General features: G+C 70.7%; 12 protein-coding genes. 5 read left to right on the plus strand and 7 right to left on the minus strand.

Going from position 1 to position 15,430, the window contains the following annotated elements; all coding sequences use genetic code 11:
• Positions 1 to 65 precede the first annotated feature (65 nt).
• The 3 genes from tatA to tatC are packed head-to-tail and all read left to right on the plus strand — an operon-like array spanning position 66 to position 1,586.
• Positions 66 to 293: a Sec-independent protein translocase subunit TatA gene (gene tatA / locus AB3X08_RS22345; RefSeq protein WP_184414493.1), complete on the plus strand. Its 228-nt coding sequence runs from the start codon at positions 66 to 68 to the stop codon at positions 291 to 293.
• A gap of 16 nt (positions 294 to 309) precedes the next feature.
• Complete coding sequence (gene tatB, locus AB3X08_RS22350) at positions 310 to 849, plus strand: Sec-independent protein translocase protein TatB (RefSeq protein WP_369935279.1); 540 nt, start codon at positions 310 to 312, stop codon at positions 847 to 849.
• Positions 846 to 1,586: a twin-arginine translocase subunit TatC gene (tatC, locus tag AB3X08_RS22355; RefSeq protein ID WP_369935282.1), complete on the plus strand. Its 741-nt coding sequence runs from the start codon at positions 846 to 848 to the stop codon at positions 1,584 to 1,586. Before tatB ends, tatC begins: the two co-directional genes overlap by 4 nt.
• A 209-nt stretch (positions 1,587 to 1,795) precedes the next feature.
• On the opposite strand, the gene AB3X08_RS22360 is transcribed toward tatC, so the two are convergent.
• The 7 genes from AB3X08_RS22360 to AB3X08_RS22390 form a co-directional block, all read right to left on the minus strand.
• Positions 1,796 to 2,695 carry a BPSS1780 family membrane protein gene (locus AB3X08_RS22360; protein ID WP_369935283.1) on the minus strand — a complete coding sequence of 300 codons (900 nt, stop codon included), beginning with the start codon at positions 2,693 to 2,695 and terminating at the stop codon, positions 1,796 to 1,798.
• Between the two features lie 48 nt (positions 2,696 to 2,743).
• A complete protein-coding gene (locus AB3X08_RS22365; protein ID WP_369935284.1) occupies positions 2,744 to 3,493 on the minus strand; it encodes a glutamine amidotransferase in 750 nt (249 codons plus the stop codon).
• 172 nt (positions 3,494 to 3,665) lie between these two features.
• The gene (locus tag AB3X08_RS22370; RefSeq protein ID WP_369935285.1) at positions 3,666 to 6,347 is read right to left on the minus strand and encodes a bpX6 domain-containing protein; all 2,682 of its coding nucleotides are present in this window, start codon (positions 6,345 to 6,347) and stop codon (positions 3,666 to 3,668) included.
• Positions 6,348 to 6,351: 4 nt separating this feature from the next.
• Positions 6,352 to 8,202 carry a hypothetical protein gene (locus tag AB3X08_RS22375; protein ID WP_369935286.1) on the minus strand — a complete coding sequence of 617 codons (1,851 nt, stop codon included), beginning with the start codon at positions 8,200 to 8,202 and terminating at the stop codon, positions 6,352 to 6,354.
• The gene (locus tag AB3X08_RS22380; RefSeq protein WP_369935287.1) at positions 8,199 to 8,609 is read right to left on the minus strand and encodes a hypothetical protein; all 411 of its coding nucleotides are present in this window, start codon (positions 8,607 to 8,609) and stop codon (positions 8,199 to 8,201) included. The genes AB3X08_RS22375 and AB3X08_RS22380 overlap by 4 nt, the downstream gene beginning before the upstream one ends.
• Entirely contained in the window at positions 8,606 to 9,733 is a 1,128-nt protein-coding gene (locus AB3X08_RS22385) for an AAA family ATPase (RefSeq protein ID WP_369935288.1), read from the minus strand. Before AB3X08_RS22385 ends, AB3X08_RS22380 begins: the two co-directional genes overlap by 4 nt.
• A gap of 202 nt (positions 9,734 to 9,935) precedes the next feature.
• Positions 9,936 to 11,756 carry a GspE/PulE family protein gene (locus AB3X08_RS22390; RefSeq protein ID WP_369935290.1) on the minus strand — a complete coding sequence of 607 codons (1,821 nt, stop codon included), beginning with the start codon at positions 11,754 to 11,756 and terminating at the stop codon, positions 9,936 to 9,938.
• A 75-nt stretch (positions 11,757 to 11,831) separates the two neighbouring features.
• Between AB3X08_RS22390 and glyQ the strand changes: the two genes are divergently transcribed.
• Positions 11,832 to 12,740, plus strand: a complete 909-nt coding sequence (glyQ, locus tag AB3X08_RS22395; protein WP_369935292.1) for a glycine--tRNA ligase subunit alpha — start codon at positions 11,832 to 11,834, stop codon at positions 12,738 to 12,740.
• Positions 12,741 to 12,899: 159 nt separating this feature from the next.
• Positions 12,900 to 15,104, plus strand: coding sequence for a glycine--tRNA ligase subunit beta (gene glyS, locus AB3X08_RS22400; RefSeq protein WP_369935293.1), 2,205 nt, complete (start codon positions 12,900 to 12,902; stop codon positions 15,102 to 15,104).
• Positions 15,105 to 15,430 lie beyond the last annotated feature (326 nt).

Below are 15,430 nucleotides of genomic sequence, written 5' to 3' on the forward strand. Positions count from 1 at the left end.
ACTGAACGCACCGCGGCGCGGTGCGTTATCCTCCTTGTTCCTTACGACTTCTCTGCGAGCGGATCATGGGCGGTTTTAGCATCTGGCACTGGCTTGTGGTGCTGGTGATCGTGCTGCTGGTGTTCGGCACCAAGCGGCTGACCAGCGGCGCCAAGGATCTGGGCAGTGCGGTCAAGGAATTCAAGAAAGGCATGCGCGACGACGACAAACCCGCCGGCCAGCTCGGCGACGAGTCGCGCAGCAGCGAGCAGTCCCGCCAGACCCAGGCCGAACGCGACCACGACGCGCGCTGAATAGGAAGCTGTCGGCGTGTTCGATATCGGATTCAGCGAACTGCTGCTGATCGCTGTGGTGGCGTTGGTGGTGCTCGGCCCCGAACGCCTGCCGAAGGCGGCGCGCTTCGCCGGCCTGTGGGTGCGCCGCGCGCGCGCGCAGTGGGACTCGGTGAAACAGGAACTGGAGCGCGAGCTGGAAGCGGAGGAACTCAAGCGCAGCCTGCAGGATGTGCAGGCCTCGCTGCGCCAGGCCGAATCGCAGTTGCGCGACAGCGGCCAGCAGTTGCAGCGCGAGACCGAGGCGCTGCGCCGCGAGATCGACCCGACCGGACCCGAACCGCCGGCCGAGGCCGCGCCGGCGGCCATCGAACCGCAACCGACGTCGCCAGCAGCGGAACCGTTGCCGCCGTCCGCCGCTCCCGCCGCCGCGGTGCCGGCCGGCGCGACACCCGCGCCGACCGCACAGACGCACGCGGCAGGCGACGCGACACCGCCCGCCGCGCACGACCCTGCCCCCGCACCGCCGACGCCGGGCGCCGCATCGCCAAACGGCGACCCTGAGACGCCGCGATGAATCCGGAAGCCGAAAGCAGCCTGATCGAGCATCTGGTCGAATTGCGCGCGCGCCTGGTGCGCGCGCTGACCGGCCTGGGCGTGGTGGTGCTGGCGCTGCTGCCCTTCTCCAAGACCATCTACACCTGGCTGGCCGCGCCGATGCTGGCGCAGCTGCCGATCGGGCAGAGCGTGATCGCCACCCATCCGGCTGGCGCGGTCTTCGCCCCACTCAAGCTGACCTTCTTCGTCGGCGTGTTCATCGCCGCGCCGTGGTTGCTGTACCAGGCCTGGGCGTTCGTCGCGCCCGGCCTGTACCAGCGCGAGAAGCGCCTGGCGCTGCCGCTGCTGGCCTCGGCAGTGCTGCTGTTCTACGTGGGCTGCGCCTTCGCCTATTTCCTGGTGCTGCCGGCGGTATTCCACTTCCTGACCACGTTCAAGCCGGACATCATCCAGCTCACCCCCGACGCCGGCGCCTACCTGGACTTCGTGCTGGCGATCTTCTTCGCCTTCGGCGCCAGCTTCGAACTGCCGGTGGCACTGGTGATCCTGGCCCTGCTCGGCTGGGTCACCCCGCAGCAGCTGCGCGACGGCCGCGGCTACGCGGTGGTCGGCATCTTCGTGCTGGCCGCGGTGCTGACCCCGCCGGACGTGGTCTCGCAGCTGATGCTGGCGATCCCGATGTGCCTGCTGTACGAGATCGGCATCATTGCGGCCAGTGCGGTAACCAAGAAGCCGGGATTGGAGATTCGGGATTAGGGATTCGCAAAGGCTGGCGCGGCGGCGCCTTTGCCGTGCGGGAACGCCTCTGGCCTTGTCGATCGTGGCGGCCAAACCGTGGGGACCGAAGCCCCTCCTACAGATGCGAGCGACCTGCCAGGGTCGACAATCACCTGCGCAGCAATGGCCGGGAAGCCGTCAGCTTCCGCTTTTACGAATCCCCAATCCCAACTCCCCAATCCCGGCCCTCAGGCCGCAAACACATTGGAAGGCGGCGGCGGCACTGCCGGCGCGGCATCGCCGTTGTGCACGAACATCTGCTTCCAGGCCGCATAGACCGCGCCGGCCAGCGCCGGCATCGCCAGCGCCATCAGCAGCAATTGCGCGACCAGGGCGGCGATGGTCGGCCCGGCCAGCGCCTGCACCAGCAGGATCACCACCACCAGGGCGAAATACAGCGCGAACATCGCGATGAAGGCGAGGACGAAGAACACCAGCATCGCCGGCAGGTTGTGCAGGCAGGCACGCAGGCTGTTGCGCATCGCCGCCAGACCGCCGCGGCCGTCGAACATCACCTGCGGGGCGAGCACGAACAGGGTCAGCGTCACCGCCACGAAGCCCACGAACACCATCAGCAGCCACAGCAGGATGCGCATCGCCGGCAGCGTGGCCACCAGCTGCTCGACCTGCGCCGGATCCGGCTGGGCACTGGACTGGCCGAGCTCGTTGAGCTTGTTCATGACCGTCCCCAGCTGTTCCCAGCCGCTCTGACCGACCACGACCAAGGCCAGCGCCCCCAGCCCCAGACCCACCAGCACCTGCGGCAGCAGCGCCACCAGCAGGCGCGGCGCACGGCCGTCGTGCAAGCCCTGCAGCAGGTGCGCCGGCTGCGCGAGACGGCCCTGGTCCACTTCGCGCACCGCCCACACCAGCCCGCCGAACAACAGCGGTCCGGCCAGGCCCAGCAGCAGTTGCGCCAGCATGCCCAAGGTCGGGTTCAGCGCGCCCAGCAGCAGCGCCAACAGCGCCGCCAGGCCCCAGATCACGCCCAGCAGGCCCAGCGCCAGCGGCGCCCGGCGCAGCAGCGCAATTCCGCTCAACAGCCATTCCGCGCCGGCCGAGGCCGGCAGCTTGCGAATCTCGATCATTGCCAATCCGAAGTGGGGGAACGCCGTACAGCGCGGCGCCTGCACAGATTATCGCGGTTTTGCCTGGCCGCCGGCGGTTTGCTGGCCGCGCGCGTGCTGAACGAAGCGCCGCAGCAGCTTGCGCGCCAGCGGCGCGGCGCTGACCTCGCGAGCGATGGTACGGGCGCAGCGGCCGGCGCTGCGTAGACACTCGGCGCGGGCGTGCACGTAGCCGCGCATGTGGTGAGTGGCGAACTCCGGGTGGAACTGCACGCCCCAGGCCGCCTCGCCCCAGCGGAAGGCGTGGCACTGGTCCTGCGCCGAGCGCGCCAGCACGGTGGCGCCGGCCGGCGCGCGCAGCACCGTCTGCAGGTGCGTGGCGTGGGCCGGGAAGCGTTCGGGCAGGCCGGCGAACAGCGGGTCGTCGAACGCCGGCGGATGCAGGTCGATGTGCACGGTGCCCGATTCGCGCCCGGCCGGGTTGTAGGCGACTTCCCCGCCCAGCGCGTGCGCCAGCAGCTGATGCCCGTAGCAGATGCCCAGCAGCGGGGTGCCGGCGTGGGCGGCCTCGCGCAGCCAGTCGGCCGAGCGCTCGCTCCACTCGGCGCGGTCGGTGACGAAGGCCGCCGAGCCGGTGACGATGATCCCGGCGAATCCCGTGCGCGCCGGCAACGCGGCGCCGCCGGCGACATTGGCGACCACGGTGTCGCGCGCAGCCAGGCCGGCGGCGACGCGGATCCAGTGCGGGAAGCGCCCATAGCGCCGCATCGTCGCCACCGGCTCGCCGGTTTCGAGGATCAGGAAGGGCGCAGGCGTCATCGGCAGGCGGCAACTCTTGGGGGGATGACCCGATTGTAGACAGACCTTTCCGGCTTTTTCCAAGCCTGTGGCGCATTGCGCAGCTGGCGCGGGTGCCAATTCAGCTGCACGACAGTCGCACGGCACGGCCTGGCGCCTGCGATGGCGTCAGCGTCGCGCGGCGACCGCGCGCTCAGAGCAACGACAGCGAATGTGCCAGCGACAGGCGCAGGTCGATGTCCAGCAGGCGGCCGTCGGCGGTGTGCAGCAGCAGATGGTCCGGCTGCTCGCGCGCATCCAGCACCACGTCCACCGGCGTCTCCAGCGTGGCGATGCACATGGCATTGGCGAAGCGGACCACGAAGTAGCGGCGGCGGTCGCTCAATTGCACACCGATCAGCATGCCCTGCGCGAGCGCGACGAAGTCTTGGCCCAGCAGTTGTTCCGCCTGCAGCTGCGGCAGCACGCAGGCACGCTGATCTGCGCCGTCGCGGTAGACGAACGCCACCGTGCCGTCCTCGCGCACGTCCAGCTGCGGCTGCTGGATCGCGCCGCAGCGATGCGGCATCGCCGGCAGGCCATCCAGCAGCGCGATGTCGTCGCGCCCGCGCAGGCGCCGCTGCGGCAACGCATAGCTCCAGTCCTGCAAGGTGCTGCCTGCGCGTACCAGGAACACCTCGCAGTCGGCGAAGAAGCCGGCGGCGGCGATCGGCCCGGGCAAGTCGCCGACATGCCACAGCACCTCGCCCAGGCCCTTGCCCACGTCGATCACCAGGATGCGGTCGTTCACCACCACGGTCCAACCGGTGCCATTGAGCGTGGGAGCGGCGAACTGCAAGGCCAGCGCACCGAGTTCGACGCTGCTGCGCGTGGCCAGATCCAGGCGCGCGATCCGCGCGACGTGCTCGCGCGGCGCCACCGCCAACGCCACCTGCCCGCTGGCCGCGAGCACCAAGCGGTAGGCCGGCACCGGGTAGCGCTGGACCACGCGGCCGCGTGCATCCAGCACGGCCGCGCCGGCCTCGCCGAGAGCGACCAGATAGTGCCGGTCGGGCAGGATCGCCGCGTCGTGGATCCGTTGCACGCCGGCGGCGGGCAGCGGCAGGTCCAGCGCCGTATCCCGCTGCCAGAACGGCGACGGCGTGCCGGCCTGCGCGACACGCCATGGCGGCATGTCGCTCTTCAGGCAGGCATCGCCGGCCAACTGCAGCAGCCCGTCCAGATCGCTGCGCCCCAGGCCGTTGCGGCCGACGCTGCAATCGGCGGCGACGGCCGGCAGCACGCAGGCGGCCAGGCGGTGCAGCGCGGCGCTGTTGCCCTTGATCGCCAGCAGGGCGTCGGCCAAGGCGGCCCGCGGGACCGGGTCGGTGCCCGGGTCGGCCAGCGTCTCTATCCTGTCCTCGTACTGCTGCAAGGTGTCCGGCAACAGGCTGGCGCGCTGCACCAGTGCGCGCGCCGACAGCGCGGCGCCCGCGTGCTCGGCCGCCAAGAGCCATTGCAACGCCTGCTCGCGCGCCTCGCGCAGCGGCCACACCACCTCGACCGCTTCCAGCCAGTGGCCGCCTTCGACCAGTGCCTGCCCCCATTCCAGCCGCAGCCGCGCCGCCAGCGCCGGATCGGCGTCCTGCAACTGCCGGACCGCGTCGGCGAAGGCGCCGTCGCGTCGCGCCACCTGGATCGCGCGGCGATGGTCGCCGGCCAACATCAGCAGGCGGATGATCAGTGCCGGCGGCATGTCCCAGCCCAGCGCCAGCTCGGCGGCCTGCGCATGGCGGCCGTGCCGGACCAGATAGTCCAGCGCCTCCTGCCGCGCATTGAGCAATTCGGCCAGCACGAACACGGCCTCGTCGATCCGGCCCCTGCGATCCAGGGCGGCGAACGCGTCGCGGTACATGCGCCGCAGGTGCGCGGTCAGGCCTTCGTCCAGGCCGAGGTTGGCGCTGCGCCCGATGCGACCGGACAGCTGCAGGCTGTCGCGCCGGCCCGGGGAGCCGAACGCCTGGCCCAGAGATTGTCCGTCCCCGTCCAGCGGCAGGGCATTGCGCAGCGCCTCGTCCAGGTCACCGTGTTCGAACATGGCCATCATGCGGCGCAGATAGGCGCCGTGCCGATAGCCGATCAGCTTGCCGAGGCGGCTGATCGCAGCCAGCCGCGCCAGCGTGTCGCGCCAGGCGCTGGGCCGCCCGCTCGACTGGCGCGCGGGCACGCCACCGCGTGGCGTGGCCGCCGCCGATGGCCGTGGCAGCACGCGCGACAACAGCGCGAGGGCGGCGCCCAGTACACCCTCGCGCACCGCGGCCATGCCGCCGCGCAGCGCTCCCGCCGGACGTGCGCCGGCCATCGCCTGCAGGAACGCCTCGCTCTCCGCGCTGCGCGGCGGGATGGCCTGGCCGAGCGCGCCGCGCACGTCCTTGCCCTGCAGCTGCGCCACCTCCAGCGCCGGCGGTGGGACGCGGCAATCGTAGGTGTCGTGCAGCGGGTAGTCGTCCAGCGCGATCGCTTCGGACAGGTCCAGGCGCGTGCCCTGATCGAAACGCAGTCCCTGCACCGCGGCGCCGGCGATCAGGCCGATGTCGATGGCCGCACACCCGGCCAGTTCCGCCGCCGTCAGCGGCGCCGAACACAGCACCCCCTGCAAGCGGCGCAGCGGCACCGCGTCCAGCGTTTCGCAGTACAGCGGCTGCGCGCGGGCGAAGCACAGCGCGTCGCCCTGCGCGAAGCGATAGGCCCGGCAACCGGGATGCCAGGCGGCCAGCATGCGCGCCAGCCGCTGCGGCGCAGGCAGCACGCCGGCGGGCCACCACAGGCCATCGAGGTCCTGCAGGCCGCGCCACACCGGATCGCGTACGGCGCTGGCCGCAGTCGTCGCCTTCATCACCTCATTCACCGGCATCGCCCCCGCGCTGCCCGCGCACGCGCAGCAGCACGCGACGGCCGCCGTCGCCCAGGACCAGCACCTGTCCTTCCAGGTCGACCAGGGCCACCGCGGCGCCATCGAAGGAGACCGACGCGGCGCTGATGGCGCTGGATGCCTGGAACACGACCTCCTGGTCCTGCGCGCCGAGGGCGACCAGGGCGCGGCGGTCCGGGCGCAGCATCAGCAGCCGGCTGCGCTCGCCATCCTGCGGATCCGGGACCAGGCCCAGCAGCTTCCAGTCCGGCGGCGGGCGCAGTTCGAATTCGGAATACCCCTGCTGCGGCCCGCCTTGGTACAGGCGGCACACGCGCCCGCCTGCTTGCGCGCCGGCGCGGTACTCGATGCAGATCCCGCCCTGCCACTGGCCATCCTGCGTCAGCGCGCGGAACGCGAGCTGGGTCGGCCGCGATGGCGCGGTCAACTGGGTCAGCAGTTCGATGTTGCCCTCGCGGTGCATGCAGCTGATACGCAGGTGACCGGACGCGTAGCGCGCATACACCAGCCGCTGCGCGTCGATCTGCTGCATCGCCAGCACCTCGTCGTCCACCTGGGCGTGAGCGGGGCCATCGCGTCCAGGCCAAGTGCTGGCATTGGTCCACGACAGCAGGCGCCCGGCGCCATCCAGGATGACCACGCGCTGCGTGTGTGCCTTGTTCGCACCGCCCTTGAGCCAGGCGCAATGCAGCCAGCGCGCGGTGCCCGGCACCACGGCGAAGGCATCGGCCGGCGGCCGCGCGACGACGCCGAAGCCCGGCATCTTCCAGAACTGCAGGCCGCTGTGGATCGCCACCACCCCGGCGAAATCCTTGTGCACGATGACGCCGCAGAGCAGTTCGGCGCCGGAGGTCCATGCGCTGTAGCGCGGCCCGGCCTTCTTGTGGCGGGCTTCGCGCGGCACCTGCAGCATCACTGCCTGGTGCTCGCCCGCCAGCGGCAGCGCCACGTAGCGTCCATCGACACTGAACAGCGGCGGCTGCCGCAACGACACCCTGCCCTTCAGCGTATCGGTCGGCGCCGCCACCGGTTGCGGCAGCGGCGTGTCGAACTCTCCGCGCAGCAGGCGCGCGGCGCAGGCCGGGCGTGGCATGGCGAGCGCCAACGCGCGGCGCGCCTGCCCGGTCCGCACCGCCACGTGCAGCTGGCGATCGAAGCCCTGGCGTACCTTCACGCTGCGCTCGCCGCCGGCAACGACCTCCTCGTAGCCGGTGATCCACCAGCACTCGCTGGCGGCCTGGCCGCTCCCGGCGAGATGCGCGCGCCAGGCGCTGCGGTCGGCGTCTGTCGCCAATTGGTGCGTGCGGGCCCGCAGCAGCGCGCGCAACGCGTCCGCCGTGCCGGCGTCGTGCATCTCGCCCGGCCGCTGCAGCACGCCCCAGGCGAAACGCGCGCGGGCCGCTTGCGCGCGGCGCGCCAGCAGGATCCACATCGCCACATGCAGCAGGCGCGGCGCGCCGCGCTGTGCGGGGCCGGCGTCGAACAGCGCGACGACCAGCGCGTCGGTCTGGCACTGGATCAGCTTCGGCGCCAGGAACAGGTGCTCGTGGTGCGCGGCGCGGCGCAGAAATTCGTCGGGCAGCAGGTCGGCCACCGCCCACTCGCTCAACAGCAGGCGTTCGTATGGTCCACGGCGACGCAGATCCTCGATGCCGTCCGGATCGGCGATGCCGTGCTGCACGTGCGCCGCACCGCGGCCGAGCAGCGGCTCCAGCCGCACCAGCCAGTCGCCGAGCAGCGCGGCGATGTCCGGCTCGAACCATGCCAGCCAGGCATGCCATGGCTGCAACGCCGGCGGCAGCGTCGGTGCCGCGGTCATGCCGCCCAGCGCCCGCGGATCTGCTCCACCAGCGTGGCGCCGAACGGCAACAGCCGGCTCAGCGGCACCAGCGCCGCCGGCGCGGGCAGCAGCAGCCAGGGCGGTCCGGGATGGCGGCGCGCGACCGCCCGTTCCAGCAGATCCAGCGCGGCGTTTGGCCGCTGCGCGGTCGGCAGCCACAGCGCCGGCGCCTCCGGGCGCGGCGCGATGTACAGCACGCCGTCCAGCCACGGCAGCGCCGCCGCCGGTCCGGTCACGACCAACAGGGTGTCGCTGGCGGTCGCCATCAGCGCATCCGGCGTCTGGCTGCGCGCGGCATTGTCCAGCAGGCGCCGCGCCAGCTCGCCCATGCCCACGACGCCCTGCGGCGGCGGCGGCGCAGGATCGTCGCGCCACGTCCAGGTCATGCGGTGGCGCCGATCCGTTCGATCAGGCGCGTGCGTTCGGCCGCAAGCGCCGGCGGCATCGACGCCGCGGTGAAGTTGGCGTCGATCTCGCGCAACACGTCGGCGGCGCTGCGTGCGGCGACGCCGTCGGCAGCGGCGGCAGCCAGGCAGCTCTGCGCGGCCTCCAGCAACCGCGCCACGCGCGACATCGGCTGCAGGGCCGCATGTTCCACCGCGGCGCGCAGGGTCGGATTGGTGGCCAGCGCCAGGGTGTCGCGCAGCGCGTCTTGCGCGGCGGCCTGCGCCTCGCGCGTGGGCATCACATAGAACAGCGGCCACAGGTCGGCTTCGGTGGCGACGCTGCGTCCGGCCAACACGGTGGCTGCGGCCACCAGGCGCTGGGTCTTGACGATGCGGCGGTCGGACAGCATCAGCCCGGCCTCGCGCAGTTTGCGGATTGCCCGCGCCAAGGCGCTGCGTGCGTCGTCCATCTGCACCTGCCGCACCTGGCCGGCGAGCATGTCCAGGTCGGCCAGGTCGGCCGCATGCACCACCTCGGCGCGCTCGGCCTGCCAGCCGCCGGCCAGCAGGGCTTCCAGCTGGTGGTCCGGCACCGCATCGACGAACAAGTGCAGCAGGAAGCGGTCGGCGAAGGCCGCCAGCGACTCGTCCTCGGGGAGCGCGTTGGCTGCGCCCACGCAGATGCGCAGCGGGCAGGCCACGTCGGTATGGCCACGCCGGAAACGGCGTTCGTTCAACACCCCGAGCAAGGTGTTGAGGATGGCGGTTGAGCCCAGGAAGACCTCGTCGAGGAAGGCGACGTCCGCCTCCGGCAGCATGCCGGCCACGTCGGTTTCGACCAGGCCTTCGCGCAGCTTGCGCAGGTCCACCGGACCGAACAGCTCGGACGGCTCGGTGAAGCGGCCCAGCAGATACTCGAAATAGCGGCCGCCGAGGGCGGCGGCCACGCGCCTGACCACGGCGCTCTTGGCCGTGCCGGGCGGACCGACGATCAGCAGGTGTTCCTGGGCGATGGCGGCCAGCACCATCAGCTCGGCGAGCTGGTCGCGCTCGACCAGACCGACAGTGGCGGAATGGACGGCCGCGCGGACGCGCGCTGCGGCGGATTCGATGGAGACAGGCATGCAGGCTATCGAAGATGCGCGGCGTGCGCGAAAGTCGCCACGGCGCGCGGAGCGGGAGGGTCCGCCGACTTTAGATCAATTTGAATGCAGCGCAAACCGCGCCACTCACGCCTCGCCAGTGGAACGCGCGCGCCCTCGCGCGAATCGATCGACGTCGTCCATGCCAGCCTCTCGTCTGTGCGCCGCGACGCACACCACAGGCTCACTCGCGCGGCGGCAGTACCGATAGCACTTCCTCGATGGTGGTCAGGCCGGCGGCGACTTTTTCCAGGCCGGCGCGGCGCAGGCTGCGCACGCCTTCGGCCTGCGCGGCGCGGCTGAAGCCGGCCAGGTCCATGTCGGCGCGGATCAGGCTGCGCAGGCGCGGCGTCACCGGCAGCAGTTCGTACAGGCCGACCCGCCCCAGGTAGCCGGTGCGGCGGCATTCCAGGCAGCCGACCGGGGCGTGCACCTGCAGGTCTTCGGGCAGCGCTTCGCCCGGCGCGCGCAGCGCATCCCATTCGCTCTCGCTGAGCGTGTGCGGGCGCTTGCAGTGGCCGCACAGGGTGCGCACCAGGCGCTGCGCCAGCACGCCGTTGAGGGTGGAGGCGACCAGGTAGTGCGGCACGCCCAGGTCGAGCAGGCGGGTCACCGCCGAGGGCGCATCGTTGGTGTGCAGGGTGGACAGCACCAGGTGCCCGGTCAGCGAGGCCTGCACCGCCATCTGCGCGGTTTCCAGGTCGCGGATTTCGCCGATCATGATGATGTCCGGGTCCTGCCGCAGCAGGGTGCGCACGCCGCTGGCGAAGTCCAGGTCGATGTTGGTCTGCACCTGCATCTGATTGAACTCCGGCGCGATCATCTCGATCGGGTCCTCGACGCTGCACACGTTCACGTCGGGGGTGGCCAGGCGTTTGAGCGTGGAATACAGCGTGGTGGTCTTGCCGGAGCCGGTCGGGCCGGTGACCAGCACGATGCCGTGCGGGCGCTCGACCAGCGCCGCCCACCCGGCCGCTTCCTGCGCGCTGAAGCCGAGCTGGTCTACGCTCTTGAACGCCGCGTCCGGGTCGAAGATGCGCATCACGCACTTCTCGCCGAACGCGGTGGGCATGGTGGACAGGCGCATCTCGGTCTCGCGCCCGCCCGGCGAACGGGTCTTGATGCGCCCGTCCTGCGGCCGCCGCCGCTCGGCCAGGTCCATGCGCCCGAGCACCTTGATCCGGCTGACGATGGCGGTCATCACCGCCGGCGGCACTTCCAGCACCTTGTGCAGCACGCCGTCGATGCGGAAGCGCATGCGCCCGGCCTCGCGCCGCGGTTCCAGGTGGATGTCGCTGGCGCGCTGCTCGAAGGCGTACTGCAGCAGCCAGTCGACGATGTGCACGATGTGGTGGTCGTCGGCGTTGACGTCGCCGCCGCGGCCCAGTTCCACAAGCTGCTCGAAGCTGGGCAGGCCGCTGCTCTGCTCGGTGCGCCCGTCCTTGGCGCCGCGCACCGAGCGGGTCACGCCGAAGAACTCCATCGTGTAGCGGTGCAGGTCCAGCGGGTTGACCACCGCGATCTCGATCCGGCGCCGCGCCAGGTGCTGCACGTCGGCCAGCCAGTCCAGCGCCAGCGGCTCGCTGGTCGCCACCAGCAGGCGTTCGCCGTCCAGCGCCAGCGGCAGAATGCGGTGGCGGCGCGCGTAGGCGTGCGAGACCACGGCGGTAACCGCGGCCACGTCGACCCGGGTCGGATCGATGCGCAGGTAGCGCAGGCCGCAGCGCTGCGCCAGCCATTCGGTCAGCCGTTCCAGGCCCAGCTCGCTGCCGGGCGGACGGGTGGCGGCCAGTTTCAGGTTGGACAGCAGCACCAGCGGATGCACATCGCTGACGGTGCGCGTGGACTGCGCGGAGAACTGCACGCGGCCACGTTCGGCCGGCGCGACCAGGCCGTCGGCGAGCAGCGCGGCGGCCACGCGCTCGAAACTCAGGCGCCCGGGCGGCAGCGGCACGGTCACGGGGGCGGGCACGGCGGGCGGCTGCGCGGCAGGTCGCGAATCCATGATCAGGTCCGGTGCGCGGAAGTCCCCGCAAGTCGGTCGCTATACTAGCGCACCCCTTTACCGGCCCCTTGCTAGATGTCCGTCTCCCGGTCCGTTCCGATCACGTTCCAGGGTCTGATCCAGACCCTCAACCAGTTCTGGGCGCAGCACGGCTGCGTGCTGATCCAATCGCTGGACCTGGAAGTGGGGGCCGGCACCTTCCATCCGTCCACGTTCCTGCGCGCGCTCGGGCCGGAGCCGTGGAATGCGGCCTACGTGCAGCCGAGCCGGCGGCCCACCGACGGCCGCTACGGCGAGAACCCGAACCGCCTGCAGCGCTACTACCAGTACCAGGTGGCGATGAAGCCGAACCCGGACAACATCCAGCAGCTGTACCTGGACTCGTTGCAGGCGCTGGGCATCGATCCGCTGGTGCACGACCTGCGCTTCGTCGAGGACAACTGGGAATCGCCGACGCTCGGCGCCTGGGGCCTGGGCTGGGAGGTGTGGCTCAACGGCATGGAGGTCACCCAGTTCACCTACTTCCAGCAGGCCGGCGGCCTGGAGTGCAAGCCGGTGCTGGGCGAGATCACCTACGGTCTCGAGCGCCTATGCATGTACCTGCAGAACTGCGACAACGTCTACGACCTGGTGTGGACCTACGGCCCGGACGGCGCGCCGGTGACCTACGGCGACGTCTACCACCAGAACGAGGTGGAGCAGAGCGCATACAACTTCGAGCATGCCGACGTGGCCGAGCTGTTCCACCGCTTCGACGCCTGCGAGCGCGAAGCGCAGACGCTGGTCGACGTCGGCCTGCCGCTGCCGGCCTACGAACAGGTGACCAAGGCCAGCCACGCCTTCAACCTGCTCGACGCGCGCCGCGCGATCTCGGTGACCGAGCGCCAGCGCTACATCCTGCGCGTGCGCGCGCTGGCGCAGGCGGTGGCCAAGGCCTACTACGCGCAGCGCGAGAAGCTGGGCTTCCCCGGCGTGAAGCGCTGAGTCCATAAAGCCCCTTTCCCACCGGGAGAGGGGTTGGGGTGAGGGTCCGCGGCGAAGCCCTGCAGACCTGAACTTCCACAGGCTCCGCCGTACCCTCATCCGCCCCTTCGGGGCACCTTCTCCCGCAGGGAGAAGGGAACCGCTAGCAAGGTCTGACACATGAGCGCACTACATCCCCTGCTGATCGAACTGGGTACCGAGGAACTGCCGGTCAAGGCGCTGCCGGGCCTGGCGCAGGCCTTGTTCGACGGCGTGATCGCCGGGCTGGAGAAGCGCGGCATCGCGGTCGAACGCGGCGACGCCAAGCCGCTGTCCACCCCGCGCCGGCTGGCGGTGCTGCTGCCGGGCGTGGCCGCCGAACAGCCGGAGCAGCGCTCGGAAGTGCTCGGCCCCTATCTCAACATCGCCCTGGACGCCGACGGCCAGCCGACCAAGGCCTTGGCCGGCTTCGCCGCCAAGGCCGGCATCGACTGGACCGCGCTCGAGCGCACCAGCGACGCCAAGGGCGAGCGCTTCGTGCACCGCGCCGTGACCCCGGGCGCGCAGACCGCCGCGCTGCTGCCGGAGATCCTGCGCGAGGCGATCGCGGCGATGCCGATCCCCAAACCGATGCGCTGGGGCGACCACGACTACGGCTTCGCGCGGCCGGTGCATTGGCTGGTGCTGCTGTTCGGCAGCGCCGTGGTGCCGGTGCAGGTGTTCGGCGTGCAGGCCGGCCGCGACAGTCGCGGCCACCGCTTCCTGCACGACGCGCCGGTCGCCCTGGCGCAGCCCGGCGACTACGTGGCCGCGCTGGAAGCGGCGCAGGTGCTGGTGGACCCGGATGCGCGCCGCGCGCGGATCGTCGCCGAGGTCGAGCAGGCCGCGCGCCAGGCCGGTGGCAGCGCGCGCATCGCCGAGGACAATCTGGAGCAGGTGGTGAACCTGGTCGAATGGCCGTCGGCGGTGCTGTGCAAGTTCGAGCCGGCGTTCCTGGCGGTGCCGCAGGAAGCGTTGATCGAGACCATGGAGAGCAACCAGAAGTTCTTCCCGGTGCTGGATGCCGGCGACAAGCTCACCGAGCACTTCATCGGCATCGCCAACATCGTCTCGCGCGATGTGGCCGAAGTGGCCAAGGGCTACGAGCGGGTGATCCGCCCGCGCTTCGCCGACGCCAAGTTCTTCTTCGACGAAGACCTCAAGCAGGGCCTGGAGGCGATGGGCGCCGGCCTGGCCAGCGTCACCTACCAGGCCAAGCTCGGCAGCATCGCCGACAAGGTGCAGCGCGTGGCCGCGCTGGCCGAGGCGATCGCGCCAATGGCCGGCGTGGACGCCGCGCAGGCGCGCCGCGCCGCCGAGTTGAGCAAGAACGATCTGCAGTCGCGCATGGTCAACGAATTCCCCGAACTGCAGGGCATCGCCGGCCGCCACTACGCCGTCGCCGCCGGCGAGCCCAGCGAGATCGCCCTGGCGATCGACGAGGCCTACCAGCCGCGCTTCGCCGGCGACGACATCGCGCTGTCGCCGCTGGGCAAGGTGCTGGCGATCGCCGAGCGTTTGGACACGCTGGCCGGTGGGTTTGCCGCGAGGTTGAAGCCGACCGGCAACAAGGATCCGTTCGCGCTGCGGCGCAACGCGCTGGGGTTGGCGCGGACGGTGATTGAGAGTGGGTTTGAGTTAGATATACAAGAGTTGATTCGGAGATCTCGGCTTGCGGCCTTGATTTTTTCTAATGCAGCGGCGGGTTCTGAAGCAAGGCGTTCTTTCGCCGAGGCCATTAGAAAGATCGGGGCTCTGGGCGTAGATACATCGGATCTGAAGTATGACGGTGGCTTTCTAATCACCAGAGAAATCTGGGACGAGGCCGCGAAGTTCGAAGACATCTACGACTTCATCTTAGATCGTCTACGCGGCTATTACGCTGACAAGGGCGTGCCGGTAATCCATTTCAATGCAGTGGCGGAACTGAAGCCGGCCTCGCTCTACGATTTCGACCGCCGCATCGATGCGATCGGCATCTTCGCCACGTTGCCGGAGGCCGAGGCGCTGGCCGCGGCCAACAAGCGCATCCGCAACATCCTGCGCAAGGCCGAGGGCGCGATTCCGGCGCAGATCGACCTGGCGCTGCTGCGCGAGCCGGCCGAAAGCGCGTTGGCCGAAGCGGTGGAAGCGGCGATCGTGGAAACCGACGGCGCGCTGCGCCAGCACGACTACGTCACCGTGCTGAACTTTCTGGCGCGCCTGCGGCCGCAGGTGGACGCGTTCTTCGACGGGGTGATGGTCAACGTCGAAGACCCCGCGCTGCGCGGCAACCGCCTGGCCCTGCTCAAGCGCTTGGGCGACCGCCTCGGCAGCGTCGCGGCGATCGAGCATCTGTCGTCGTAAGCGGCGCACGCAGCGGGCAGATGCATGGAGGGGCTGCGAAAGCAGCCTCTTCTTTTTGTGGGGAGCGGCTTCAGCTGCGGTGCGCAAAGCCGGCAGCGCCACAACCAAGTGAAATCGCGTCGGGACTGAAGTCCCTCCCACAGTGCACCCGACCGGCTATGTCCGAGCGCCTGTTTTTAAGCCCCTCTCCCCTCGGGAGAGGGGTTGGGGTGAGGGTACGTCGGCGCAGCAACAGCCCGGTGCGCTCGAACTTTTCCGGCTTCGCCCGTACCCTCATCCGCCCCTGCGGGGCACCTTCCCCGAAGAGGGGGCCATGGTCCCGAGGG

Source organism: Xanthomonas sp. DAR 34887, assembly GCF_041245805.1.
Taxonomy (GTDB): domain Bacteria; phylum Pseudomonadota; class Gammaproteobacteria; order Xanthomonadales; family Xanthomonadaceae; genus Xanthomonas_A; species Xanthomonas_A tesorieronis.